The sequence below is a fragment of the Paenibacillus woosongensis genome (assembly GCF_030122845.1).
GTDB classification, from domain to species: domain Bacteria; phylum Bacillota; class Bacilli; order Paenibacillales; family Paenibacillaceae; genus Fontibacillus; species Fontibacillus woosongensis_A.
In genome coordinates this window covers 2,481,231-2,505,696 of sequence record NZ_CP126084.1, presented here as the reverse complement: position 1 = coordinate 2,505,696, position 24,466 = coordinate 2,481,231, and the positions used below count along the sequence as shown (strand labels likewise).

Below are 24,466 nucleotides of genomic sequence, written 5' to 3'. Positions count from 1 at the left end.
CCTATATTGCAAAATCAGACTAGACAATTCTCAACAAACAGGATGGATGCGGTCGAAGAGCTTGTTATTGAGCCATTTTCAGCAAAATTACATCGTTTTCCTGAAGCTCATCTTCTTTTAAAGTATAGAAACTGTAAAATTTCTTTCGTTTGACGGCCATGGCAAGCCAAGTAAAGAAATCCTGCACCATATCATCCACCCACTCGTCTCCTTTTCGGTACAACTTGCGGGAGTATGCGATGCGCAGCTTGGTTTCCCCTTTCCAGGTGAACAAGAATGTATTCTCTTGGCCATGGTGCAGCAATTGAATTTTAAAATTATCCTTCAGCAGGTAAGTGTCCTCGTTGCAGAAGAATAAAGGACCTTTCGGCGTGGCGACGATGCCAAGCATCTGCCCTTCAAAATTAATGTAATAGCCTCTTCCGTAGTTGGCATGCTTATCCCTAGCAATTTCGACTTCCTTCATAGCAAGGAGATCCAAGCCTTTGGAAACGATAGTTGAACGATGTCTAAAGTTACGAATCAATTTCATGTGCAGCTCTTCCCCCAATATTTTTGTATATGTCAAATATTCTTGTCTCCATCATAGAAAACTGGCCTATACAATTTCTAAACAAGTGAACAAAGACTCCGCACATACAAAAAAAGCCGCACACCGGCGACTATAGAAATGACTATTGCTCAATCATATTCTGCTTAAACCATTTGATGATGTGAGGGCTTGGCTCCTCATTCAGCTCTTCCTGGTAGATCCGGGTAAGCATTCCATACTCCCGCTCAACCAGATGGGGATGGTTCATGGAATGATGGATTTTCATCAGGGCAAAATAAGCTTCTTCCTCTAGAGCATGCTGCCTGCAAATAGCGCTATAGCTGTTAATCGCTTGATCAAGAAGCCCCGCGCGCTCATACAGAGCAGCGACGGCATATGAGGCCTCAAGCCAAAGCTCCTTAAGCCGCTGGCGCTCGCTCTCCGCCCACCAGTAATCATGTTCCTGCAAATAATGTCCTGTGTACTGCCTTATAGCTTCAGAGCATCGATCTACACGTTCCAAGGTCGGGGGATAGAGCGATGCAAGCTCTGACTCCCACTGTTCCACATCAAGAACGACATTTTGAATTTTCAGAATGTAGCCTTCAGTTGCGTTGGCAATTTGAAAACGTTCCCCGAACGGCTCCAGTGTTTTACGAATATGATAAACCGCTGTGTATAGCTGGGAGTACACTTTATCCATCTCGTATTCGGGCCAGAGTAAATCGATCAAGGCCGACTTTCGCACCAGTTGCCCGCGATGCTGAAGCAGGTACAGAAAAAGCTCCTGCGCCTTGGAGGTTCGCCACTGCATGATGGAAAATTGCCCAGGGGAGGTCTCAATCGTAACCTGCTTCAGAACATTCAGCCGAATATGCTCTTCCTTCCGCGGCACCTCCTGCTGTTTGGAGACCAGAACCCTCCGCGACCTGACGCGTTCCATCGTGATGGCTAAACGTTCGGCAATAATGGGTTTGACAATATAATCCAAGGCATTCAGCTCGAATGCTTTCACCGCATGTTCGTTATAGGCCGTCACGAATACGATATGCATGTCCGGCTTCTTCTCCAAAATTTGCTCCGCCAGCTCGATCCCGTTAATTTCAGGCAGGCTGATATCGAGGAAAATAACGTCTACATCCTGCTGCAATATTTGCTCTTTGCCCACGAACGGATTGGTATATTTCCCCAGAATCACTACTTCATCAAGCTTCATCAGCTGACGCTCCAAATAATCCAAGGCCAGCCTTTCATCATCTACCAAGATTACCTTCATCGTAATTATGCTCCTTCAACAACATTGCTAAGGCTTCGATTTCCTTGATAACTTGACGGTAAATGCGGTCCGGTCTTCGTCGCTGTCCGCAAAGATTTCACCTTGATGAAGATCGACGATATGCTTCGCTATTGCCAGACCGATGCCGGAGCCTCCTGTATTCGTAGCGCGCGATTTCTCGACCCGGTAGAACCGGTCGAACAAATGTGGAAGATCCGCTTCTGGAATCGGCTCGCCGTAGTTGATAACCTCGGTTATGACCTGATCTCCTTCCACGCGGCCGCGAATATCAATATATTTCCCGTCGCTGCCATAACGGATAGCATTGACAATCAAATTCTCGTATACCCTGCGCAGCTTGTCCCCATCGGCAATGACATAGAGCTGCTGCTCCGCGAAACAGAGCCGGCACTCCATATCGCTCTCCTGCAGCTGCCAGCCGAAGTGTGCCGTGATTTGATGAAGCATTTCAACCAGATTGATCCGGCTTTTATATATCTTCATTTCCTTGTTCTGCAATCTTGTAAACTCAAATAAATCCTGAAGCAGCTGCTTGAGGCGTAGAGATTCTTCATAGGCCATGCCGACGTAATAGCGAAGCTCCACCTCGTCCTTGTACCGGTCCTGTTCTATCAATCCCAAATATCCGGTAATTGACGTCAGCGGCGTGCGCAGATCATGGGAAACGTTCGTAATGAGCTCATTTTTCGTTTGCTCCGCCCGTCTCTCCTCCTCCATAGAGGTGCGCAAGCGATCGACCATTCGGTTGATGTCCGTCGCCAGCTGGCCCAATTTCCCGACGTTCTCAATTGGAATTCTGTGCGTGGTTCCCTCCTCGATCCGATGCACCTCTTCGATCAGAAGCGCCAAATACTTCTCCTCATGACGGCGAATGCTGCGCCGGTAGAAATAGAGTGCAAACAGCAGGAGGATGGGGACGCCCGTAATGTAATAGGCATCAGGATATCCGATATTCCGGTTCACCCAGCTAAGCACATAACCGATAGTCACCCACGGGAATAAGGCGTAGAACAGCTTCGCTACCAATACCAAAATAAGCAGGGCAACAATGGAAGTGACTACAGTCCATAACAGCCACGTTAGAAATCTGAGGCTAGCTTTCAATTTTGTAGCCAACCCCCCATACGGTGCGAATCAGCTTTTCGCCGTCCATTTCTTTCTCCAGCTTATCCCGCAGCCGGCTGATATGAACGGTTACCGAGTTGTTGCTCTCAAAGTACTTGTCCTTCCAAATCAGCTCGAATATCTCCTCCGAGCCGAACACCCGGCCGGGGTGACTGGCCAGCAGAAACAGGATATTGAATTCAATTGGCGTCAGCTTGACTGCCCGGCCATCGACCGTCGCCGTATGCGTCTCCTTGTCGATTTGCAGGGAGCCCAGATTGATGATATGATCCTGCGGAGGCTGCGCAGGCTGCATGCTGTAAGAGGAGCGGCGCAGCAGCGATTTGACCCGCGCAATCAGCTCTAGGGGATTAAACGGCTTCACCATATAATCGTCAGCCCCGGTCATAAGGCCTGTTATTTTGTCCATATCCCCGTCCTTGGCGCTGAGCATCAATATCGGCGTGGTTCGCGTCTCCCTGATTTTCATGCACACGGTAATTCCGTCCATGCCTGGCATCATAATATCCAGGATAACCAGATCTATGGGGTCACGCTCCACAATGTCAAGAGCATCCAGTCCATTGTCGGCCTTAAATACGGAGTAGCCTTCATTCAGCAAATATATCTCGATCAGCTTTGCAATCTTCTCATCATCGTCTACGATTAAAATTTGTTTGCTCATCCAATAATCCATCCTTTGGTGATTGTTCGAATAAACCAAGTTAGTTCTATCATACCATGACCGAACCGCCTAATTATGAATAACTTTCTGATTATCTTACAAACGGGCGGATCCATTGGAAAGTTACAAGCACTACAAATTTTCTACTTCAACACTGATGACATGATCGATTTGGCGCACAAAATGGTATATTTCCGTCGTGTATTCCCGCTCCGAGGCCGAGATGACCATATCAATACGCTGACGGCCCTCCTCCAAATCTTTAATTTTTAAACGGCGTATGCGATGACGGTTCCATTTCGCTGCTGGCCCCTTCTCTTCCTTCCGTTCAATGATCCGGATCATATCCGTAACGTTGCCTCGATCCTCCATCACGATTTTGACGGAGACATCGCGTTGATTCAGTTTATAGGGTCCAAGCCATTTGATCATATAAGGAATGAAATTCACCGCCAAAATGAGCAGGACAACCGCCAGCGCCGCTTCAAGATAAAATCCGGCGCCAATTGCGATCCCGATACCCGACGCCGCCCATATCATCGCTGCCGACGTAAGTCCGGAAATGCCTTCATTGCTTCTCCGCAAAATAACCCCGGCGCCAAGAAAACCAATACCGCTGACAATTTGCGCTGCCAGGCGCATCGGGTCCATATTCGGATGATCCGGTCCGGCGAATTTGTGAAACGATTGTATGGAGACGATGGTCACCAGACAGCTCGCGATACAAATGACCATGCTCGTCTTAATGCCCAGCGGCTTCTGCTTCAGCTGGCGGTCGATGCCGATAAACAAACCGAACAGAAGCGCGATAAACAGCTTCATAATAATTTCCCATTCCAGTAACATTCGTAATCTCCTCCTGCGTATAGAGAGAGTATAAGTGTAACTGCTATGTTTAGGCAATCAAAAAGACTACCCCTCAGGTTACTTTTATAACCTATTCAGGGCAGTCTTATGATTTACCATATTTACATAAAAGTCAGCGGATTACTTGGTGCCGACCAGCGATTCCTTGGCGCGGTATTGATTGGCGGCCAGCACCATATTCTTCAATGATTTCACGGTCTCATCCACTCCCCGCGTCTTCAGGCCACAGTCCGGGTTGATCCAGAACAATTCGGGATCCAGCACCTGCAGCGCGCGGTCGATCATGGAGGTCATCTCCTCAACCGACGGAACTCGCGGACTGTGAATGTCATATACGCCTAAACCGATGCCGAGATCGTACGTATGCTCTTCGAAGCTATGAACGAGCTCGCCATGGCTGCGCGAGGTTTCAATAGAGATGACATCCGCATCCAGTGCACGAATGGAATCGATAATGTCGTGGAACTCGCAATAGCACATATGGGTATGGATTTGGGTCGTATCGCGCACAGTCGACGTCGTGACGCGGAACGCCTTGACGGACCAGTCCAGATACCCCGCCCAGTCTTCGCGTTTCAACGGCAGCCCTTCACGCAGCGCAGGCTCGTCGACCTGAATCATCTCGATGCCTGCTCGTTCCAGCGCCTCTACCTCTTTACGCAACGCCAGCGCGATTTGATAAGCGACCTGCTCACGCGATAAATCACTGCGCACGAAGGACCAGTTCAGAATCGTAATCGGCCCGGTCAGCATTCCCTTGACCGGCTTGTTCGTCAGGGATTGCGCGTATTCCGTCTCCTTCACGGTCATTGGCTGGTCGAAATCAACATCCCCGTAGATGACCGGCGGCTTCACGCAGCGCGTCCCGTAGGATTGAACCCAGCCGCCCTTCGTAAAGGCGAATCCCGGCAGCTTCTCGCCGAAGAATTCCACCATATCCGTACGTTCGAATTCGCCATGTACGAGCACATCGATGCCAATTTCCTCCTGGAGGGAAATCCACTGTTGAATATGCTCCTTAATAAAGGATTCGTATTGCTCCTGGCTCCAATCCCCTTTGCGCCATTTCTGACGGGCGGAGCGAACCTCTGCCGTCTGCGGAAAACTGCCGATGGTCGTCGTCGGAAGCAGCGGCAAATGCCATTTCTCTTTCTGTTTTTTGCGGCGAATGGCGAACTCGCTTCCCCTCGCAGCCGGTTCAGAGGCGATTTTCTCTACCGCGGCCGCTACGTTTGCCCGGTTGCGAGCTGGATCCTTGGCCAGATTATCGAGGGCGATGCGATTGCTTTCGAATATCCCCTTCACACTGTCAATGCCTGTACTCACCGCAGCGCTCAATGCGACGACTTCACCCAGCTTCTCTTCGGCAAAGGACAAAGCGTCGCGAAGCACGGCCACCAGCGTCTGCTCCTGCTTAGCCGACACGGGCACATGCAGGAGGCTGCAGGACGGCTGCACGATAACCTCGGAATCCGCAGCCATTTCCAGGATTTCAAGTAACAGCTGCTTCTGGCGGTACAAGTCCGTGCGCCAAATATTGCGTCCATCGACCATGCCCGCTCCAAGCGTCTTGCCCGCCGGGAATCCAAATTTACGCAGGGCAGCCAGGTTGCCGTCCAGCCCATGAATGAAGTCAAGTCCGATGCCGGCAACAGGCAAAGACACGACCTCCTCATAACGGTCCACCGCTTCGAAATACGTTTGCAGCAGAATGGAAATTTGCGGAGCCTTGCGCTGAATTGTTTCGTAAATGGCTCTTACCCGCGTTATATCCTCGGCCGACACAGAGGTCACCAAAGACGGCTCGTCCACTTGAACCCAGGCTACACCTTCTGCGGCGAGCTCTTGAAGTACTTGAACATATAGCGGCAGCAGCAGCTCGACCCAATGATCCCACTCCGTCGCTTCGTTAAACCCTTTCGATAGCTTGAGGAAGGAGTAAAGCCCGATCAGCACAGGTCTTCCATCGATCCCCAGTTTCTCTTTGGCTTCGCGGTAAGCAACCAGCGGACGGTTTACCGTTAGCTGCGGTTTTCTGCCGCCTAGCTCCGGAACAATATAATGATAGTTCGTGTTGAACCATTTCGTCATTTCACTGGCCGGCGCTTCTTTATTTCCCCGGGCGATGGCATAATACGTGTCCAGAGATACCTCGCCGCCGCTATAGGAGAACCGCTCCGGGACAAGGCCGAACATAACGGCCATATCGAGGACATGATCGTAATACGTAAAATCGCCTACAGGGATGATCTCGATCCCCTGATCCCGCTGCTGCCGTAAATTATGAAGCCGTATTTCCGTTAATTGCCCGTGCAGCTGCTGCTCGTCCAGTTTGCCAGTCCAATAGGCTTCAATCGCTTTTTTCCATTCCCGTTGTCCGCCGATTCTCGGATAACCTAAATTTCCGCTTTTTACCGTATGACTCATTCACAATTCCTCCCCAGTGTAAGTTCTTCCAATAACAAAAAGGGTCCCCTATAGCTGGAATGGCTAAAGAGGACCCTCGTCTACTGCGCGATGGCTCAAATCTTTAACACCTCCCTATCTCCCGTAGGTACAGCAGTGCTGACAGAACAGGCAGGTCTCCTGGCTTCAGAATCATAACTGGACAGCTGCCTTCCCAATGACGGATCATCAGTGGCACCCATGCTCCCAGCTCCTCTGTTACAGTGGCGGGACCGCGCCGGCATTGCACCGGACTTCCCTTTTAAGCTTCAATCGACGGTGATTGAAGCACCTGTTCCCACAATATTCGGTTATGAATATACAATTTATGTTACTTCATGTTGTCAAATAATACAATACAAATCGGATTAGTCCTAGAATAAATATGTCCTATTTATGCACAAAACTCAATAATTATCGGCAACAGCCTTGTTCAACATACCGATGCAGCGGTCTAAATCGACCTTAACCTGCTTCTTGTACAGCTCGGCCTTCTCATGTCCGTCATCGGTAAAATCATAGAGTACGATTTCTTGGAAATCCACGCTGGGATCATTCCCTTTCAGATGCTTCGAGCGATACAGTACCCCTTCCTGCACGAGCTCATGAAGGGCCCGGTATATTTCGCTCTGCGGAGGAACATAGCCAAACGGCTTGAACTCTTCCTTCAACTCTTCAAGCATCTGGTAACCGTAGCCCCTTCGCTGCTCTACCATCGAAATCAAATAGAGCTTGATATATGCCCGTTGTGCAATCATAAAGGCCATCGTTCCACCTCCTGCTCTTTCTTCAAAGTATAGAATAGCTGTGAATTTTTCACAATAGCCGTCCAACAGCTCTTTTAATACGATAGATTAGTTGCTAAGTGCCGTAGTAGGAAGCAGGATTGGCAAATAGGAGCAAAATAGCTTTTTGGGTTACTATTGTGAATTTTTCACATGATGAAATTTGATAATTAGGAGCTAGCTTTCGATCCAACCTTGCTCCAAAGCATATCTCGTCAATTGCACGCGGTTTTCCAAATGCAGCTTTTGCAAAATGTTTTTCAAGTGGTTTTTGACCGTCTGATCGGAAATTTGCAGTTCCTTGGCGATTTCCCGGTTGGTCAACCCTTTGGCGACCCAGTTCAAAATCTCGCGTTCCCGGCTCGTAAGCGGGTGATCAGCGCTGTTATTTTTCTTGGACAGCGGAAATTCCTGAAGAATCCGGAAAGCCAGCTCACTGGACAGCGGGGCTTCGTCACTGGCGACCGCCCGCAAATATTGCAGCCAGGTGCCCGGCTCCAGGTTCTTCAGCAAATAGCCCTGCGCTCCCTGCTTCAGCGCTTCAAACAGATGAGCTGCATCGTCGGAGACGGTGATCAGCACAATTTTGACGTAAGGATATTTCAGCTTAATTTCCCTCGTTGTTTCCAAACCGTCTTTGCCCGGCATATGGATATCCATCAATATAAGATCAGGCATCCACAGCTCTGTCTGCAGCAGGGCTTCGTCTCCATTCTCGGCATATCCGATAATTTCAAAGCAGTCATCGTCCGACAATATTTCACCGATGGCCTCGCGGGCATGGGGATGATCGTCAACGACTAACACTCTTACCTTCATGGCCTAGTCTCCTTCATAATAATGTTACTTGTGCTTGCTTCAAGCTGGCTGGCGTACTCCACCGAATATACGCCATAGACCTGAGCCTGGCAAGCTTTGCGGTAAAGCAAATAGCAGGATCCTCATCCATTTCCGAACAGGGCCAAGCCGAGGGGGTCTTGGAAATGAGACAAATTCTGCACATACCATAAACAAACAGGACGCAAAAATGCAAGGTACAAAAATAGAGCCCGAGAGCATCCGCTTCGTCTTGCGGATGGCTGCCCATGGCTCCAAGCTTCCAGTCATCTATTCCGTAAATAAATGAGGTTCATTTCGGGCGCACTCGATTCGTCGCCGTGGCCTGAAGCGGGTCATCCGGCCAATAATGCTTCGGGTAGCGGCCCTTCAAATCCTTCTTCACCTCGAAATAAGCGTTGTCCCAAAAACTCCGCAAATCGGCCGTAACCTGTACGGGACGCCTAGCTGGTGACAGCAGGTGCATGATAACCGGGACCTTTCCGTAGCCGATGCGAGGCGTGTCCATCATGCCGAATAGCTCCTGCAGACGGACTGCGGCATATGGCTCTCCCTGATCATAATGGATCTGAACTCGGGAGCCGCTGGGTACTGACAAATGCGTTGGCGCCTGTGCATTCAATTCCTGCTTCAGCTCCCACCCCAGCTCATTATCAAAAATCGCCGCCAGGGACAGGGACTGCAAGTCCGATCGTTTGCGAAAATGGGCGATGTAAGGCGCGAGCCATACTCCCGCAGATTCCGCCAAAGCTTCGTCGGAGAAATCCGGCCAGCGCTCGCTCAGCTTGCGGAGAAATCCGATGCGGGCCTGCAGCTGCCGAGCCTTGTCATTCCAAGGCAGAATCCCCACGCCAAGCGTTGCTACGGCATGCAGCAGCGCCTTCGTCAAATCCTCGGCCACAGGCTGAACCGGCTGTTCCCGAAGCACAATCGCCCCTAGCGTCTCCCGCAGACGAACACGGACGGTCCCTGCTTCCTCATCCCATTCCGCCTGTCTCTCTTCCCGGATATGTTCACCGTAATACTGCGTCAAATCATCCCGTTCCAGGGGAGCAGCCAATAAAATCCGCCCCTCTGTCCCTTCATCATCAACTTCTGCAACAGCTAGATAGAGAGATTCTCCAAGATGCTGCTTCCTGGCGAAGACAGCGCCGCGGCCGCTGCGCAGCAAATATCTGCCGTCAGCTCTGCGTTTGGCGATCCGGTCTGGATATGCAAACGACACCAGCAGGCCGCAAGCCTCAAACCATTGCTCTTCTCCCGCTTGCGCTAATTCCTTGATCCCAAGCCTCCGCTCATATTGGACGCTTACGGCTGCCACTCGCTGAAGATCGCGTTCTTCCGCCTGAAGCAACGGGACTCCCGTGCTCCGGGACAAACTTTCCTTCCCCATCAGCAGAGCCAGCCGGCTGCGGATATCGTTGTCTTCACCCGCTCCAGCCGCTCCTCTGAACAAATCGCGCTCCTCCAGAAGTGCGGCCAGACGGCAGGCCGGCCGGCCCAGTCCCAAATCCGCTGCCTTCAGCAGCATATGGGCCAGACGCGGATGCAGCCCAAGCTCGGCCATCCTGCGCCCATGCCCGGTAATGCGCTCTTCGCCGTCAAGCGCTCCGAGCTGCTGCAGCAGCCGCACGGCCTGCCGATAAGGCGCCGCAGGCGGCGGATCAAGCCAGGCGAGCTCTTCCGGCGAGCCCGCCCCCCAGGCCGCCAGCTCCAGAGCGAGCGGCGTGAGATCCGCCTCCAGCATCTCCGGCGCCGTACGCTCGGGCAGCAGCCGGTCCTCCGCTTCGCTCCAGAGGCGGTAGCACACGCCGGGCGCCGTACGCCCGGCCCGCCCCCGCCGCTGGTCAGCGGAGTCCCGGGCGGCGCGCACGGTGACCAGCCGGCTCATGCCGGTGCGCGGGGAGAACAGCGCCGTACGCCGCAAGCCGCTGTCAATGACCACCGTCACGCCCTCGATCGTCAGGCTTGACTCCGCGATCGACGTGGCAAGCACCACCTTGCGCTTGCCCGGCGGCGCTGCCGCTATCGCCTGCTGCTGCTGCTCCGCAGGCAGCGCGCCGTATAGCGGCGCCAAGAGCACATCGCCTGGCACGATAGGTGCCAGCGACCGCTCCACCCGGCGAATTTCCCGTGCGCCGGGCAAAAACACCAGCAAGCTCCCGTCGTGCTGCTCAAGCGCGCTGCGTACCGCTCGCGCCACCGCCTGCTCCAACGGAGCTTGGCTTAATGGCCCTGCCGCGTACCTGGTCTCCACCGGGTACGTCCGCCCCTGGCTGCGAATGACGGACGCGCCGCCAAACAGCTCGGCCAACGGCTCGGGATTGAGCGTTGCCGACATAATCAAGAGCCGCAAATCGTCCCGAAGCAGCTCACGGCTCTGCAGCGCTAAGGCGAGACCGATGTCGCCATGCAAATTCCGCTCGTGGAACTCATCAAAAATAATCAGCCCGACCCCCATCAAGGCCGGGTCATGCTGCAGCATCCGCGTCAGAATGCCTTCTGTCACAACCGTAATCCTTGTCCGGCCCGATGTTTTACTGTCAGTTCTCGTCCGGTAGCCAACCGTCTGGCCAACGGACTCGCCAAGCTGCGCGGCCATATAAATCGCCGCCGAACGGGCGGCAAGCCGCCGCGGCTCCAGCATAACGATGCCCTGACCCTCCAGCCAGGGCTCCTGGAGCAGTTCAAGCGGCGTGCGCGTCGTCTTGCCTGCTCCCGGCTCCGCGAGCAGAATGGCCGTCCCCGCGGACTGCAAACAGGCCTTAAGCTCCGGAATAACCTCATCAATAGGAAGCCTTGTCATTCTCTTCTCCTTCATGTACAAAGTGCTGTTAGCATTTTACCATACAGGCGTCATTTGTCCTACAGCAGTACAAAACCCCGTCCCGAGTCGCTGTGCGAATCGGGGCGGGGTTTCCTTGTTCATGTGAATTTGAATGCCTATATGGATAAATTTAAAAACTACAGCAGGGATTCGGCCCCATCGATAACGATCCGGGCGCCGGTAATGTGCACGGATTCATCAGAGGCGAGAAACGCCACCAAATCCGCAACGTTCTCCGGTTGCCCCGGACCGTCCGCGAGCGGCTGCGAACCTTCCGGGTATTCCACCGGAATGATAATCTCCTCCAGCTCTTCGCGGACCTCTGAGGAAGAATCGATATTCGTCGAGATGGCGCCGGGACAAATGACATTGACGCGGATTTTGAACTTCGCAAGCTCCAAAGCCAGCATTTTGGCAAAGGCGACCTGGCCAGCCTTCGTCGTGCTGTAAGCCGACATGCCGAATCCGGAGAAGCGGTCGTTCCCGTTGATCGAACTTGTGATGATAATGCTGCCGCCGCCCTGCTTTTTTAAATACGGAACAGCATGCTTCACGGTTAGAAACGTCCCGTTTAAATTGATTCCCAGCGTGCGCTGCCAATCCTCGAACGTCATTTCTTCTACGGGAGCCAGTGTGCCGTTAATGCCGGCATTAGCAAATACAATATCAATGCGTCCGAAATGGTCCGCCGCTTCCTTAACCGCCTGCTCCATTCGCACCGGATCCGATACGTCGACGTCAAACGAACGCGACACCCCCCGATAGATTTCATTAATCTGGTGCTCGGTGCTGTGCGTACGGTCATCTATTAAATCAAACAGCGCGACTTTTGCGCCTTCCTTCGCCAGCTTGATAGCCGTTGCCTTGCCGATCCCGGAGCCAGCCCCCGTAACAATCGCGGTTTTTCCTTGAAAACGAAGTCGATTACCCTGCTTCTCCGTCATAAAGGTCACACTCCTACCAGAATTTTGGGTTCATTCGCCGAGGCAGGCTGACGCTGTATGCTCCGCCTTGCCGTCTGTTTCAAGATTACCCAAAACAGGGGGTGATTTAACCACTGGACAAGCAAAATAGATTTAAAACGGCTTATTTTTTACCAAACTAAAAATTGAATAACGACGAGAAAACCGGTAAGGAGCCATCGCACATAACTGCCTCGAGCAGGCGCTTCTTCATATTGCCTGATCTGCTCCTCCAGACGAGCGACCCTCTGCCTGAGTTCCATGATTTCATCATCTATCCTGCTCACAAACTCCCTCCCTCACGTCGGCTACTGTCTTCCTTGAACCTGTTCACAGGGCTCCCGGAACCAGTGCAGAAGCATCTCCTGGAATTGGTCCTTCTGCGTCGGGGTAGCAATAAGCCAGTCTTCATCCGCCTTTGTGCTGGAACGGAACAGCCAATTGATCGAATGGTTGTTGATAAACTGCGCATGCTGCGATTCCCACTGATCGCCATTCCACGCAAAGAAACGAATGTCCCCTTGCGCCACATAAGTCTTCAGGCAATTGGCCAGTGAAATGGCCCCCTCTTGATCATCCGTGATCTTCAGCAGCTCTACCATGACATCCTCCATATCCAAATCATCGAGCTGCCGGATAACCTCCGCAAACTGCCGCCTGGACAGCATAAGCGCAGGCAGCTCTCCCGGGCAATGCGCATTCCACATCATTTTGCCGGCCAAGCTCCCGCATACGTTTCTGACCTCGCTAATTTCATCCAGCTGATGCAGCGCCGGATTGTCTTTTGATCTTTCCACCTTGACTACGCATTCGTCCGCAATATGTAGAAATTGTTCATACGTCTCGGTTCCTGCGCGATATTTCACCCAACAAGCTTTATCAGCCAGGGACGCCGCCACCAGCCTTGACATAACATGCATCGGGACGGTCAGCGTATCCTCGCTCCCCCGAGGCGTTAAATAACCTTTCTGAATTAAGGATTCCCGGACATGCTCCCAATTCTCATCCATCTCCTTGAGCAAGAAGCCGCGAAATGGACCTTCCTTCCCCAGCAGACGGTCTGCTCCGAGCAGATCGGTTAAATAGATCAGTTCTTTGGATTCCAGTGTTACGATTTCACTCTGGGACGCATCCGCAATTAACATCTGCCCACCTCCTCAACAATATCAGGTATGACTCGTTAATCCTTTTTTCTCTATCTAACTCGATTGAAATCAGTACTACTAACCTAGGAATGTTTTCAGGGCTTGATCATACCTAAAATTTTAGCCAATATATTTAACCCTTTTTTCCAAAATTTGAAACACTCCTTACAGTTTTGTAATAACTTCATTCCTATCATAACACTATTTATACCATTTATGCTCGGAATAATTTGGAAATCTATTGCAATATACCCATAAAAATAGGAAAATCAGCTTAACTTTTTCGTTATTTTGAAACTTTATCGACCACTTTTTCGTACTTAAAATAGAAAAAAAAGAAAACAGCCCTTCCATTTTTCGAAATTCCTCATCAAAGATTAATTGAATTATAATGTTTTCTTAATCTGTTTTTAAGTTTTCTGCTTTACAATATGTACTATGAAACCACTGTATTAAGAGGTGATTCACATGAAAATACTTATTAGCTTTCAGAATAATCAGATCCCAGTATATTTCAACGTTGATAGCAAACAGCCGATTCAGCGGACTCTCAAGCTGCTGACCAGCGCGCTGGAGAACAAATTCAATCACGGTAAACGGGCGTTGAAGAAATGCCTGAACTCCCTGATCAGTATTGAAATCGAAGGCTCGGAAGCCATATTGCACAGCAAGAGCGAATATGACTCCTTGGCGCTGTCTCTCTATTAATATTTTCGTCAACAGCAAATTATGATTCTTGGTGAATAGAAGAATAGAGGCCCGAAGCAGCGGCGGTTACCACGCCGGCTTCAGGGCCTCTTCTTCATGCCAAGCTTTCTCGATGCGGATCAGGAACAAACGAATCAAATTTTGCCTCATTGGCTGATAGGTACAGCTATGCAGCTTTTTCAGAATAAACCGATCGATCGCCATATCCTCCTCCCCTTTATTCAGGCAAAACGGCAACTTGGAAATATTTTCCATGCCCTTAATGGTTATTTAACCCAATTGGAACTGATTAAACTCAAATTAATAATGGCCCACGGATGAATTTGTACCTGCAGGGCGGCTGGTCTTCGACCCTAGATTCAGCTTCAGCGCTGCTGCTGTCGCGACAAGCAGCATCCCATTCATCACGAACACAGTGGGAATCGCTATCCAACCCGCCAACGTTCCGCCAGCAATCGGCCCCATCATATTGCCGAGCTGCCCTGCGGATTGATTGAGACTGAACGCCCTGCCGCGGAATTCGGGTTCTGTCGTTTGGACGATCAGCGCATTGAGGGCGGGAAATACGGCGGCGAAAAACAACCCGTAGATGAAACGCAGTGTGCCAAACCCGAAAATGTCGTGAAAGAACACTTGTAAAATATTGCCGAGTCCTCCGCCAACCAAGCCGATGATCAGCGTATTCCGATAGCCGATCCGTTCACCAATTTTGGCCCATACCGGAGCGGCGAGCACGGTAGAAATCCCCACCGCCGAGAAAATAATACCTGAGCTGAAGGAAGCATCTGCAGCGGTAGAGCCCAAATGCAGCACATAAAGCGATAGCAGCGGCTCAAGAACCATCACAGAGGCGGTAACGATGAGCACGACGGTCAAATGCTGCATTAATGGACGATTCTCGGCAGCAGAGCGCAAATCGTCAATCACACGGGAGCGGGCTTTGTTCTTGTCAAAATTGTATTCCCGGACGAATAGCCAGGCGATCAAGGTGGGAATAAGCACGATAGCTCCAGCCGCAAGGAAGGACTCCCGATAGCCGACGAATTTGCTTAGAGCGCCGCCCGCGAGCGGGCCGATAATCCCTCCTGCCGCTCCGGCTGTTGACATAATGCCGAGACAGAATCCTACCTTCTTCTCCGGAGTATTGGTCGCAATCAGCGCGATCGCCGACGGAACATAACCTGAGAGCAAACCGGTAAGAATACGAACGATGACCAGTTCGAACGGATTTCTGACGAAGGCATTCAGTACATAGACTAGACAGAGGGCAAAACCCGCCCGCAGCAGCATCGGCTTCCGGCCGTATTTGTCAGATAGCGATCCCCAGAAGGGAGCGATTAGCGCGCTTGCCAGAAATGTAATGCCAAACGTAAAGCCGGACCAAATCGTCAAATGATCGGTAATGCCTAAATCATGGGCAATAAATAAGGACATGAAGGGGATAACCATGGAATAAGCCATACTGCAAAAAAACACACCGAGCCAAAGCACAACCAAATTTCTTCTCCAGGGGACTTCCATGTGACCACCTCTGCTTCTGCATCTTGAAATATCTAATTCCCTGGTACAGTAAACATAATAACTCCATTGTACCACTTTACCCATATTTCGATCGCCTGAATTCCGCCAGGTAATGTTATAATTTCCCTGATAACAATTGTAAAAGGAGCTAATGCCATGGCTTTAATTCAATGCCGTTTTTTCTCCGAGGTACTGGGCCTCTCCACTTCCATGACGGTCATTTTACCCCAGCCTGCCAAAGCGCAAATCGGATTGGGCGGCAGCGAAGTATCCGGTCCTTTTCCCGCTTTGTATTTGCTGCATGGACTGTCGGATGACGATTCGATCTGGCTGCGCCGGACATCGATAGAACGTTATGTTGCCGAGCTCGGACTTGCAGTCATCATGCCCCAAGTCGATGTCAGCTTCTATACAGATATGGCTGCCGGCAAACGATACTGGACTTTCATCAGCGAAGAGCTTCCTTATATATGCCGTTCCTTTTTTCCCCTGTCGCAGCGCCGCGAGGATACCTTCGTCGCCGGCCTGTCAATGGGCGGCTATGGCGCTTTCAAGCTGGCCTTGAGGAAGCCGGACACATTCTCAGCAGCCGCCAGCCTGTCTGGCGCCTTGGACGTATCGGTCAACCGGATCGATGAAGTGAGACGCCCGATCGAGAATAACAATCCGTCGCTTTACGAGCAAATATTCGGTCCTGCCGGCCCAAAAGGCACCGAAAATGATTTATTATATCTGCTCAAGACGGTTGACCCAGCTTCCGCCCCGCGGCTGTACCAGTGCTGCGGCACTGAAGATTTCCTGTACGAGCAAAACATCCGCTTCAGGGATGCATGCAGGAATTCCGGCTTTGATTTGACTTACGAGGAGGGTCCGGGAAACCATGATTGGGCCTACTGGGATGCGCGCATTCAGGATGTTCTAGCCTGGCTGCCGCTAAACAGAGCTTGACTCCAGGTGGATATTAAGGAGCATTTCCTGTAGGATAGTATTGTTTCAGCTAGCGCCAACGCAAACTTCATTCACGAACTAGGAGGACTCACATGCAAGACGTAATTATCATCGGTGCTGGTCCTTGCGGACTCTCGGCGGCCATAGAATGCCAGCGGCGGGGACTTCACGTTCTCGTACTCGAGAAGCATTCTCTTGTTCATTCCATTTATTCTTATCCGACGCATATGCAGTTTTTTAGCACGCCGGAACTGCTGGAAATCGGGGATATTCCCTTCAGCACGCCTAACGATAAGCCCTTCCGCCATGAAGCTTTGGCCTATTACCGTGGAGTCAGCCGCCATTATAATCTGCAGATCGCTTCCTACGAGGAAGCCACGGCGATCCACCGTCACGAAGACGGCAGCTTTACCGTTCATTCAGTCACGCGGAGCGGCGAGAAGTGGGAATACCAAGCCCGCAACGTCATTATATCCACAGGTTATTTCGATCATCCGAACATGCTCGGCATCCCGGGTGAAGAGATGGATAAGGTATCCCACTATTTCCGGGAGGCGCATCCGTACACGGGCACGAAAGTTGTGATCATCGGTGGCAGCAACTCCGCAGTCGATGCAGCGCTGGAATTGATTCGCGTCGGAGCACAGGTAACGATCGTGTACCGCCGGGACAGCATCTCGGAGCAGATCAAGCCATGGGTAAGGCCGATCTTTGAAAGCATGGTCAACCGCGGAAAGATCGATCTAAGACTATCTTCCCGGGTTATCGATATTGCCCAAGATCATGTCATTATCGAATCCGAGCTCGGCCGGGAGAAAATTTTGAACGATTTCGTGCTGGCCCTTACCGGCTTTCACCCGGACCGAAAGCTGCTGTTCCAGGCAGGCGTCAAGATGTCAGGCGAAGCGGATAAGCCGGTCTTCGACCCGGAAACGATGGAGAGCAACGTGCCCGGACTTTATGTTGCCGGTGTTATCGCCTCTGGAAGCAACGCCAATGAGGTATTCATCGAAACCGGCCGCAAACATGGCGTGCTGATCGCCGAGCACATCGTAGCCAGCAGATCGGGAGAGGCTTGACCATGAGCCAAGTCGATGTCACCTCGCTTATTCTGCTATTTCTAGCCGCGCTAGGTATTTTCAGCAGCAACTTGCCGATTACAGTTGCGATGATTTTCCTGCTGCTGATCCGTGTACTGCAGCTGCATTCCACTTTCCCCTGGCTAGAGAAGTACGGTTTGACGGTGGGCATCATCATTCTGACGATCGGCGTCATGACCCCTGTCGCGAGCGGCAAAATCCCCTTGTCCGTCATATGGTCTTCCTTTTTCCATTGGAAATCCCTGCTGGCCATTGCCGTAGGCATGCTTGTCGCATGGCTAGGCGGACGGGGAGCCGCGCTAATGGGCAGCCAGCCGACAGTCGTTGCAGGCTTGCTCATCGGCACGGTGCTTGGTGTAGCCTTCTTCCGCGGGGTTCCAGTCGGCCCGCTGATCGCGGCTGGCATTTTGTCGCTTTTTATCGGCAAGCTGTAGAAGCTCAAGAAGCTCGAGACTATTCCTAACCGCAAAAGCGCCCGTGAAGCCTTTATGCTTCACGGGCGCTTTTTGGCATGATGCCCAAGCCATTGATTTTAAACCAATTTCAATAACAGACAATAAGTCCTATCCACTTCCGCTAGGGATTCAAATTCTGAATACTGTAGAGCTGGGCATAAACCCCGTCCTTAGCCATCAGCTCTTCGTGCGTTCCCCGTTCGGCGATACTGCCGTTCTTCATGACGAAAATTTGATCCGCATGAGTGATCGTGGACAAGCGATGGGCAACGATTAAGGTCGTCCGGCTTCTGGAGAGCTGCTGAAGCGACTGCTGGATGAGATGCTCTGACTCCAAATCCAGGGCCGAGGTGGCTTCATCCAGTATTAAAATCGGCGGATCCTTCAAGAATACCCGCGCGATAGCAATACGCTGCTTCTGCCCGCCGGACAGCTTCACGCCGCGCTCCCCGACTTCCGTGTCATAGCCATTCGGCAATTCCATAATAAATTCATGCGCATTCGCCGCCCTGGCCGCCTCATAAACCTCCTCTTCACTGCTGCCTGGTTTACCAAAAAGTATGTTCTCGCGAACGGTGCCGCTAAACAGAAAATTATCCTGCAGCACCATGCCGATCGAGCTGCGCAGGCTCTCCATCGTCCACTCCTTCACATCCCGGCCGCCTACCAGCAAACTTCCCTTCTGAATATCGTAAAATCTTGGAATCAAACCGACAAGAGACGATTTTCCTCCGCCGCTCATTCCAACGAATGCTACCGTCTCTCCCGGATGAATCCGGAGGGATATATCCCTAAGCACCCAAGGATCCCGTTCATGATATTTGAACCAGACGTTGCGGAGCGCTATGCCATGATTCCCCCCTTTGAGAGGGAGAGCATCCGGCTGATCAACCATATCGTACGGCTCCTCGAGCAATTCCAGCACCCGTTCCCAGGATGCGGATGCCTGGGTCAGCACAGTCGAGGAGTTAATCAGCCGTTTCAATGGCGAATAAAGACGATCAAGATAGCCGAAAAACGCGATAAATGTACCAAGCGTCAAATTTTGCTGAATGACCAGATAACCGCCATAACCGATGACCAGCAGCGGAGCAATATCCGTCATCGTGTTGATAATCGCGAAGGTCCAGGCATTCCAGCGGCTATGGGCCAGCGCCTTTTTCAAATAATTCCCGTTGACGCCTTCCAGTTTGGCCTGATCATGCCTTTCCAGAGCAAAGCTGCGAATGACCGAAATCCCTTGGATCCGCTCATGTAAATACGCCTGAATGCCGGCGAGAGCTGCAGAGCGGTCTTTGGTCAGTTTTTTGAGCTGCTTGTACAGCACCTTGACGGCGATCGCGTACAGCGGAAAAATCGCGATAGATACAAGGGTCAGCACCGGATCCAGATAGAACATGAACCCAAGGACAAAGACGAGCGTGAAGGCGTCCAACCACACATTCATCATGCCGACTTCAACGATATTTTTGGTTTGCTCCGCATCGTTGATGAACCGGGAGATGATCTCGCCCACCTTCGTGTTCTGATAATAACGGAGCGAAAGTTTTTGCAAATGGCTGTACAGCCTATTACGAAGGTCGAAGAGAATTTTTGCCGTGATCATTTGCGCGAAATACTGCCGGGCATACTCCACCGGCCCGCGCACGATGACAAAGAGAAACAGCGTTGCCCCAAGCACGATCATCAACTGGGAGACCTGCTCCTGAAGCCCCATCGATTTATTCAGCAAAATATCGTCAACGACATATTTCTGCACCAGCGGCAGCATCGACGGAATGCCGAACTTCAGCACGCCTATGAATAAGGTGAGCAGAATCCATTTCGTATACGGTTTAACAAAAGTAAAATAAGCTTTCCAATGTTTCAACTGATGCGCACATCCCTCTATGCTGTTCTGCTAAACGAATTCTGTAGTTTCCGTAATTCTAAATTACGCAATCATCAATCCAAATGGCTGGCCGAACGCCGCTGCAGCAGACTTTCCGCGTATTTGTCCAATCGTGCACCCAGCAAATCTTTGTGCAAATGCGTAATGCCAAGATCTATCCACCCGCGGTATACCACGAGACCATAGGAAACGTAGCTCGCCAAGGTTGCCATATCCCAGTAAGGGTCGTATTCTGCTTCCTGCCTGCCCTGCATGCATTCTATGTAGGCTTCCAGGAAGCGGTCGGCTGCATCAACCCCATGAAGCTGTGCCAAATTCACCCGGCAATGACCAATGTCGATTCCTGAAGGACCCAGGCAGGCATTGACCCAGTCGACGATGCCGGACACCCTCCCATGCTCCCACAGCACATTGCCGGGATGATAATCGCGATGAATGAACCTGGGCGTATACATTGGCTCCGGACCCTGGATGACTCGGGCGATTTCCCGCCAAACCTCAGGTTGGCCCGTCCATTCGGGAATGCTGAAGCGGGTCGGATCGATATATGAAAAATAAGTCCAAGGAAATGTCTTCGTTCCCTGAAGATGCAATTGGGCCAGCGCCTGGGCGAGCCCGCGAAGCCAATCTGCCCTGTCTGCCGGCATAAGAACGACCTCGCCCGGCAACCGCGTCATCAGGACGGAAGGCGTATCACAGCTGCTGCCATCGGAATCGGATGCGAGCCATTTCGGCGCCACAATCCCGTGCTCTGACGCCGCTTGAAGCGCCGCCGACTCATGTGCGACGAGATCTGGCTCTGCCTCAAACCGAGTCAGATCCGTATATTGACGAAGTACCCAGCTGGTGTTCTCCCCGCTTCTCTCCAACTCCACCTCGTAGACCGCAGACGAAACTCCTCCTAACAAGGGGCGGGTACGGCGAATGTTCCAGCTCCCCCCGCTTTGCTCCCTAATCCAGGCAAGGACGTTCGAAGACAACTCAGCTTTCTGTGCCAGATCCTCTGATTCAGGCATAACCTTCCTCCATTCGTCATTCATTTTTTGCCGATCAAGCTGTATTTGTATCCATGTTGTGATATACTCCCTAGTAATATGTCCCTGCCAAGGGCGATCGCTTGCGGCAGTCGACAAGAGCAGCAACCGTTTGTAGGAGGATAACCATGTCACGTCGATTTGTCATTGAAGCCGTGATGGTGGCCATTTATGGGGAGTTACTCGCGCCCGGCGCGCCAGTAGAATATATTGTACCTTACACCACCGTCATTGAGCTGTACGAATTTCAGAATAGTCCCGAACCTCTCATGCATGATCCAGCCGATGACTTGCATGTTAAGAATAAAATCAATGAGTTAATAGCTTATCTGGAAGAACCGCTCAACCGCAAAAAGCTTGAACGAGCCTTGAATATTCCCTGGGCCAAGAGCCCTTCCATCCTGTTCGGCGAGAACGTCTCATGGACGGTGGTCAACGCGCTTGATAACGAGCAATACGGGGAATTCCTCGATCCGATCGAGACCGAAATCGTGCTGACTGCACAGCGCGAAGGCGCCCCAGTCCTGACGGATCAGTTGGAACTGATCCGCCGCATCATCGAAGCGGAGGTTCCCGTTCAGGTATTCGATATCCAGGATTTCGAATTCGCCATGGAAGATAGCATTTTTACGAATAACCAGCCGTAATACAAAGCGAAGGCCCGTTAGACGGGCCTTTTCTTGTCGGAACCAGCAGCTGATCCTCTTTCACCTCGTGCCCTCAATGCCGTTATCTCGCGCTTCTGGGCTTATTCTTGTCCTTTTTGAGTCCCTGCCAAGGCATTTTTGAGGGACTACCGCTAATCCTGCGCCTCGGCCGTTTCGTACTCATACTCGATATCGTTGTGCTTCAGGTCATATAGAACGTTCAGGTTGTATCCCTTCAAATACCACAAATCCTTGTCTTCCATGTAGAACGTAATTCCTTCCACCTCAGCTACAGCTCCCGGCGAGACCGGGGTATCAATGCCGATGCCCAGCGCAAATCCCGGGTGGATGGTTCCTCCCGCACTATATCTCGCAAAAAAGCGGATCGCCTGACCCTCTTGTACGCCAAGTTCGTTTTTGAACCAGCCAGCCGCTTCTTTTGTAACGTTGATCATATCGATCCCCTCCTATCTTCTCCTTATTTTAGACCAATCTTGATGGAATTGCCAAAATAAAAATTGACAGCGGCAAGAAAGCGGTGTTAAACTCAACAGCATACGAGATCTCATTTGCATTAATTACCAAACTATGAAAGGGTGAGCACGGTGTTAATTGTTAATCATTTTCCTGTTCATAACGGACACATGTTACAACTGAATACCGGAGCAACCCCTGCAGGCAGGACTGGAGTATATTCGCGAACTGTCCCCGCCGTCTTCTAGCGGGTATAGGCAATGCTATATAGCTGCGGTTGCTTCACTTTGTGAAAGCAGCGTACGCGTTATATGTTACGGGTCTTTGAGGCATATCGTTTACGGACGATATGCCTTTTTTGCGGTTTCAAATAGAGTCACCTGCAGTGGCTGCTCAAGAATTGAATTAAATCTTGCATTGTTAAAGGGATAGGAGGAAACCTTCATGTTTTCCGTTCTTCACAAGCTAGGCTGGTTCTTCCAGCGAGAAAAAAGGCGATACACGATCGGCTTAATCCTGCTGATTATCACCGGGATTATTGAGCTGCTTCCGCCTCGGCTGCTAGGTGCAGCGATCGACGATATCGTCATTGGTTCCATTAGCTGGGAGTCGCTCACCCAATATATCCTGCTCATTGCCGGCGTACTCATCATCATTTACTACATGACCTACATATGGATGCATAAGCTGTTCGGCGGTTCCAATCTGATTGAAAGGCTGCTGCGCACGCGGTTTATGAACCATTTGCTAAGGATGACGCCGCCGTTCTTTGAACGGAGCCGTACCGGGGACCTTATGGCAAGAGCAACGAACGATTTGAGATCCGTTGCCCAGACAGCCGGCTTCGGCATGCTGACACTTACCGACTCAACGGCTTACTTGTCAGTCATCTTCATCGCCATGGGCACGCTGATCAGTTGGAAGCTAACGCTCGCCGCAATCATTCCGCTCCCATTCATCGCCCTGGCCATGATGATTTACGGCCGCATCATCCACCAGCGCTATACGCTGGCTCAGGATGCGTTTGGCGATATGAACGACCAGGTGCTGGAATCGGTCGCCGGAGTGCGCGTCATACGCGCCTATGTACAGGAGCGGCTTGATGAGAAGCGGTTCCAGGACGTTACTGACGACGTGTACCGCAAAAATCTGGCTGTTGCACGGGTCGATGCCTATTTCGAGCCGACGATACGGCTCTGCGTCGGGCTCAGTTACGCCATCGGTCTGACCTACGGCATATACCTCGTGTTTCATAACGAGCTGACCTTAGGCGACCTCGTGTCATTTAATATGTATCTCGGTATGATGATCTGGCCAATGTTCGCCATCGGTGAATTGATCAATATCATGCAGCGCGGCGGCGCTTCCCTCGACCGGGTGAACGAGACGCTGAACGTCAAGCCCGACGTCGAGGACGCGGCCGATCCGGTCCATGTCGATTATCCCGATACCATTGAATTTAATAATGTCACTTTTCAATACCCGACGTCGGCACAGGTTAACCTCGACAGCATTCATCTGAAGATTCGCCGCGGCGAGACGCTTGGCGTCGTCGGGCGTACCGGCAGCGGCAAATCTACGCTGCTGAAGCAGCTGCTGCACGAATATCCGCTAGGAACCGGCGAGCTGACGATTTCCGGCATTCCGCTTCAAAATATCACGCTGTCTCAACTGCATGGCTGGGTCGGTTACGTGCCGCAGGAACAGATTCTGTTCTCCAAGAGCGTCAGGCAGAACATTCAATTTGGCCTCAAGGACGCTTCGGATGACGAGATTATGGAGGCGATTCGTACCGCTGCGTTCGATCAGGATCTGGGAACTTTGTCCGACGGGCTGGATACGCTGGTTGGCGAGAAAGGCGTGGCCCTCTCCGGAGGACAGAAGCAGCGGGTATCGCTGGCAAGAGCCTTTATCGCCAATCCGGAAATCCTAATTCTCGATGATGCGCTTTCGGCCGTTGACGCCCGTACGGAAGCCCGAATCGTCGACAATATCCGAAGCAAGCGTTCCGGCAAAACCACGCTCATCTCCACGCACCGGCTATCCGCGGTGGAGCATGCCGACTGGATCGTCGTGCTGGAGAAGGGACGCATTATCGAGCAAGGTACACACCAGGAGCTGCTTCAGGCGAATGGCTGGTACCGCGAACAATATGAGCGTCAACAGGTTGAATCCAACCTTGACGGGGAGGTGTCCTAATCC

At 51.6% G+C, this 24,466-nt stretch carries 23 protein-coding genes and 1 riboswitch; of the genes, 6 read left to right on the top strand and 17 right to left on the bottom strand.

Annotated features, from left to right (window positions below; translation table 11 throughout):
• Positions 1-64 precede the first annotated feature (64 nt).
• The 12 genes from QNH46_RS11440 to QNH46_RS11385 form a co-directional block, all read right to left on the bottom strand.
• Positions 65-532 carry a hypothetical protein gene (locus QNH46_RS11440; RefSeq protein WP_155611080.1) on the bottom strand — a complete coding sequence of 156 codons (468 nt, stop codon included), beginning with the start codon at positions 530-532 and terminating at the stop codon, positions 65-67.
• Positions 533-674: 142 nt separating this feature from the next.
• Positions 675-1,808: a response regulator gene (locus QNH46_RS11435; protein WP_283928182.1), complete on the bottom strand. Its 1,134-nt coding sequence runs from the start codon at positions 1,806-1,808 to the stop codon at positions 675-677.
• 27 nt (positions 1,809-1,835) lie between these two features.
• The gene (locus tag QNH46_RS11430) at positions 1,836-2,933 is read right to left on the bottom strand and encodes a sensor histidine kinase (protein ID WP_283928181.1); all 1,098 of its coding nucleotides are present in this window, start codon (positions 2,931-2,933) and stop codon (positions 1,836-1,838) included.
• Positions 2,923-3,618 carry a response regulator transcription factor gene (locus QNH46_RS11425; RefSeq protein ID WP_283928180.1) on the bottom strand — a complete coding sequence of 232 codons (696 nt, stop codon included), beginning with the start codon at positions 3,616-3,618 and terminating at the stop codon, positions 2,923-2,925. Before QNH46_RS11425 ends, QNH46_RS11430 begins: the two co-directional genes overlap by 11 nt.
• A gap of 132 nt (positions 3,619-3,750) precedes the next feature.
• The gene (locus QNH46_RS11420) at positions 3,751-4,464 is read right to left on the bottom strand and encodes an MgtC/SapB family protein (RefSeq protein WP_283928179.1); all 714 of its coding nucleotides are present in this window, start codon (positions 4,462-4,464) and stop codon (positions 3,751-3,753) included.
• 141 nt (positions 4,465-4,605) lie between these two features.
• A complete protein-coding gene (metE, locus tag QNH46_RS11415) occupies positions 4,606-6,912 on the bottom strand; it encodes a 5-methyltetrahydropteroyltriglutamate--homocysteine S-methyltransferase (protein ID WP_283928178.1) in 2,307 nt (768 codons plus the stop codon).
• Positions 6,913-7,044: 132 nt separating this feature from the next.
• Positions 7,045-7,241, bottom strand: a riboswitch (cobalamin riboswitch).
• A gap of 96 nt (positions 7,242-7,337) precedes the next feature.
• The gene (locus QNH46_RS11410) at positions 7,338-7,697 is read right to left on the bottom strand and encodes a replication termination protein (protein WP_283928177.1); all 360 of its coding nucleotides are present in this window, start codon (positions 7,695-7,697) and stop codon (positions 7,338-7,340) included.
• A 195-nt stretch (positions 7,698-7,892) separates the two neighbouring features.
• Complete coding sequence (locus tag QNH46_RS11405) at positions 7,893-8,534, bottom strand: response regulator (protein WP_283928176.1); 642 nt, start codon at positions 8,532-8,534, stop codon at positions 7,893-7,895.
• Positions 8,535-8,844: 310 nt separating this feature from the next.
• Positions 8,845-11,358: an ATP-dependent helicase HrpB gene (gene hrpB, locus QNH46_RS11400; RefSeq protein WP_283928175.1), complete on the bottom strand. Its 2,514-nt coding sequence runs from the start codon at positions 11,356-11,358 to the stop codon at positions 8,845-8,847.
• A 158-nt stretch (positions 11,359-11,516) separates the two neighbouring features.
• Positions 11,517-12,323, bottom strand: coding sequence for an SDR family oxidoreductase (locus tag QNH46_RS11395; protein ID WP_283928174.1), 807 nt, complete (start codon positions 12,321-12,323; stop codon positions 11,517-11,519).
• A gap of 149 nt (positions 12,324-12,472) precedes the next feature.
• The gene (locus QNH46_RS11390; RefSeq protein WP_283928173.1) at positions 12,473-12,628 is read right to left on the bottom strand and encodes a hypothetical protein; all 156 of its coding nucleotides are present in this window, start codon (positions 12,626-12,628) and stop codon (positions 12,473-12,475) included.
• Positions 12,629-12,649: 21 nt separating this feature from the next.
• Positions 12,650-13,486, bottom strand: coding sequence for a hypothetical protein (locus QNH46_RS11385; RefSeq protein ID WP_283928172.1), 837 nt, complete (start codon positions 13,484-13,486; stop codon positions 12,650-12,652).
• 468 nt (positions 13,487-13,954) lie between these two features.
• On the opposite strand from QNH46_RS11385, the gene QNH46_RS11380 reads away from it, so the two are divergent.
• Positions 13,955-14,194: a hypothetical protein gene (locus QNH46_RS11380; RefSeq protein WP_155611069.1), complete on the top strand. Its 240-nt coding sequence runs from the start codon at positions 13,955-13,957 to the stop codon at positions 14,192-14,194.
• A 66-nt stretch (positions 14,195-14,260) separates the two neighbouring features.
• Here QNH46_RS11380 and QNH46_RS11375 read toward each other — a convergent pair whose 3' ends face one another.
• Together QNH46_RS11375 and QNH46_RS11370 are read right to left on the bottom strand one after the other, a co-directional pair.
• Positions 14,261-14,449 (bottom strand): hypothetical protein, encoded by a 189-nt coding sequence (locus tag QNH46_RS11375; protein ID WP_283928554.1) that lies wholly within the window; start codon positions 14,447-14,449, stop codon positions 14,261-14,263.
• Positions 14,450-14,494: 45 nt separating this feature from the next.
• Positions 14,495-15,715 (bottom strand): MFS transporter, encoded by a 1,221-nt coding sequence (locus tag QNH46_RS11370; RefSeq protein WP_283928171.1) that lies wholly within the window; start codon positions 15,713-15,715, stop codon positions 14,495-14,497.
• A 156-nt stretch (positions 15,716-15,871) separates the two neighbouring features.
• On the opposite strand from QNH46_RS11370, the gene QNH46_RS11365 reads away from it, so the two are divergent.
• From QNH46_RS11365 to QNH46_RS11355, 3 genes are all read left to right on the top strand, one after another.
• Entirely contained in the window at positions 15,872-16,663 is a 792-nt protein-coding gene (locus QNH46_RS11365) for an alpha/beta hydrolase (protein ID WP_283928170.1), read from the top strand.
• A 92-nt stretch (positions 16,664-16,755) separates the two neighbouring features.
• On the top strand, positions 16,756-17,742 hold the full coding sequence (locus tag QNH46_RS11360) for a YpdA family putative bacillithiol disulfide reductase (protein ID WP_283928169.1): 987 nt from the start codon (positions 16,756-16,758) through the stop codon (positions 17,740-17,742).
• A gap of 2 nt (positions 17,743-17,744) precedes the next feature.
• On the top strand, positions 17,745-18,197 hold the full coding sequence (locus tag QNH46_RS11355) for a DUF441 domain-containing protein (RefSeq protein ID WP_155611065.1): 453 nt from the start codon (positions 17,745-17,747) through the stop codon (positions 18,195-18,197).
• A 142-nt stretch (positions 18,198-18,339) separates the two neighbouring features.
• On the opposite strand, the gene QNH46_RS11350 is transcribed toward QNH46_RS11355, so the two are convergent.
• Together QNH46_RS11350 and QNH46_RS11345 are read right to left on the bottom strand one after the other, a co-directional pair.
• Positions 18,340-20,088 carry an ABC transporter ATP-binding protein gene (locus QNH46_RS11350; protein ID WP_283928168.1) on the bottom strand — a complete coding sequence of 583 codons (1,749 nt, stop codon included), beginning with the start codon at positions 20,086-20,088 and terminating at the stop codon, positions 18,340-18,342.
• Between the two features lie 74 nt (positions 20,089-20,162).
• Entirely contained in the window at positions 20,163-21,125 is a 963-nt protein-coding gene (locus QNH46_RS11345; RefSeq protein WP_283928167.1) for a phosphotransferase family protein, read from the bottom strand.
• Between the two features lie 146 nt (positions 21,126-21,271).
• Between QNH46_RS11345 and QNH46_RS11340 the strand changes: the two genes are divergently transcribed.
• Positions 21,272-21,790, top strand: coding sequence for an ADP-heptose synthase (locus tag QNH46_RS11340; RefSeq protein ID WP_283928166.1), 519 nt, complete (start codon positions 21,272-21,274; stop codon positions 21,788-21,790).
• Positions 21,791-21,942: 152 nt separating this feature from the next.
• Here QNH46_RS11340 and QNH46_RS11335 read toward each other — a convergent pair whose 3' ends face one another.
• Positions 21,943-22,245 carry a HesB/YadR/YfhF family protein gene (locus QNH46_RS11335; protein WP_283928165.1) on the bottom strand — a complete coding sequence of 101 codons (303 nt, stop codon included), beginning with the start codon at positions 22,243-22,245 and terminating at the stop codon, positions 21,943-21,945.
• 463 nt (positions 22,246-22,708) lie between these two features.
• On the opposite strand from QNH46_RS11335, the gene QNH46_RS11330 reads away from it, so the two are divergent.
• Positions 22,709-24,463 (top strand): ABC transporter ATP-binding protein, encoded by a 1,755-nt coding sequence (locus QNH46_RS11330; protein ID WP_283928164.1) that lies wholly within the window; start codon positions 22,709-22,711, stop codon positions 24,461-24,463.
• Positions 24,464-24,466: the final 3 nt, after the last annotated feature.

What these genes read in the sequence shown, in the direction of transcription:
- QNH46_RS11405 (WP_283928176.1), bottom strand. Translation starts at nt 8,534, where the DNA reads ATGAAGGTAAGAGTGTTAGTCGTTGACGATCATCCCCATGCCCGCGAG.
- QNH46_RS11380 (WP_155611069.1), top strand. Translation starts at nt 13,955, where the DNA reads ATGAAAATACTTATTAGCTTTCAGAATAATCAGATCCCAGTATATTTC.
- QNH46_RS11360 (WP_283928169.1), top strand. Translation starts at nt 16,756, where the DNA reads ATGCAAGACGTAATTATCATCGGTGCTGGTCCTTGCGGACTCTCGGCG.
- QNH46_RS11330 (WP_283928164.1), top strand. Translation starts at nt 22,709, where the DNA reads ATGTTTTCCGTTCTTCACAAGCTAGGCTGGTTCTTCCAGCGAGAAAAA.
- QNH46_RS11370 (WP_283928171.1), bottom strand. Translation starts at nt 15,715, where the DNA reads ATGGAAGTCCCCTGGAGAAGAAATTTGGTTGTGCTTTGGCTCGGTGTG.
- QNH46_RS11345 (WP_283928167.1), bottom strand. Translation starts at nt 21,125, where the DNA reads ATGCCTGAATCAGAGGATCTGGCACAGAAAGCTGAGTTGTCTTCGAAC.
- QNH46_RS11335 (WP_283928165.1), bottom strand. Translation starts at nt 22,245, where the DNA reads ATGATCAACGTTACAAAAGAAGCGGCTGGCTGGTTCAAAAACGAACTT.
- QNH46_RS11440 (WP_155611080.1), bottom strand. Translation starts at nt 532, where the DNA reads ATGAAATTGATTCGTAACTTTAGACATCGTTCAACTATCGTTTCCAAA.
- QNH46_RS11395 (WP_283928174.1), bottom strand. Translation starts at nt 12,323, where the DNA reads ATGACGGAGAAGCAGGGTAATCGACTTCGTTTTCAAGGAAAAACCGCG.
- QNH46_RS11410 (WP_283928177.1), bottom strand. Translation starts at nt 7,697, where the DNA reads ATGGCCTTTATGATTGCACAACGGGCATATATCAAGCTCTATTTGATT.
- QNH46_RS11355 (WP_155611065.1), top strand. Translation starts at nt 17,745, where the DNA reads ATGAGCCAAGTCGATGTCACCTCGCTTATTCTGCTATTTCTAGCCGCG.
- QNH46_RS11385 (WP_283928172.1), bottom strand. Translation starts at nt 13,486, where the DNA reads ATGTTAATTGCGGATGCGTCCCAGAGTGAAATCGTAACACTGGAATCC.
- QNH46_RS11435 (WP_283928182.1), bottom strand. Translation starts at nt 1,808, where the DNA reads ATGAAGGTAATCTTGGTAGATGATGAAAGGCTGGCCTTGGATTATTTG.
- QNH46_RS11425 (WP_283928180.1), bottom strand. Translation starts at nt 3,618, where the DNA reads ATGAGCAAACAAATTTTAATCGTAGACGATGATGAGAAGATTGCAAAG.
- QNH46_RS11365 (WP_283928170.1), top strand. Translation starts at nt 15,872, where the DNA reads ATGGCTTTAATTCAATGCCGTTTTTTCTCCGAGGTACTGGGCCTCTCC.
- QNH46_RS11420 (WP_283928179.1), bottom strand. Translation starts at nt 4,464, where the DNA reads ATGTTACTGGAATGGGAAATTATTATGAAGCTGTTTATCGCGCTTCTG.
- QNH46_RS11375 (WP_283928554.1), bottom strand. Translation starts at nt 14,449, where the DNA reads ATGGAAAATATTTCCAAGTTGCCGTTTTGCCTGAATAAAGGGGAGGAG.
- metE (WP_283928178.1), bottom strand. Translation starts at nt 6,912, where the DNA reads ATGAGTCATACGGTAAAAAGCGGAAATTTAGGTTATCCGAGAATCGGC.
- hrpB (WP_283928175.1), bottom strand. Translation starts at nt 11,358, where the DNA reads ATGACAAGGCTTCCTATTGATGAGGTTATTCCGGAGCTTAAGGCCTGT.
- QNH46_RS11340 (WP_283928166.1), top strand. Translation starts at nt 21,272, where the DNA reads ATGTCACGTCGATTTGTCATTGAAGCCGTGATGGTGGCCATTTATGGG.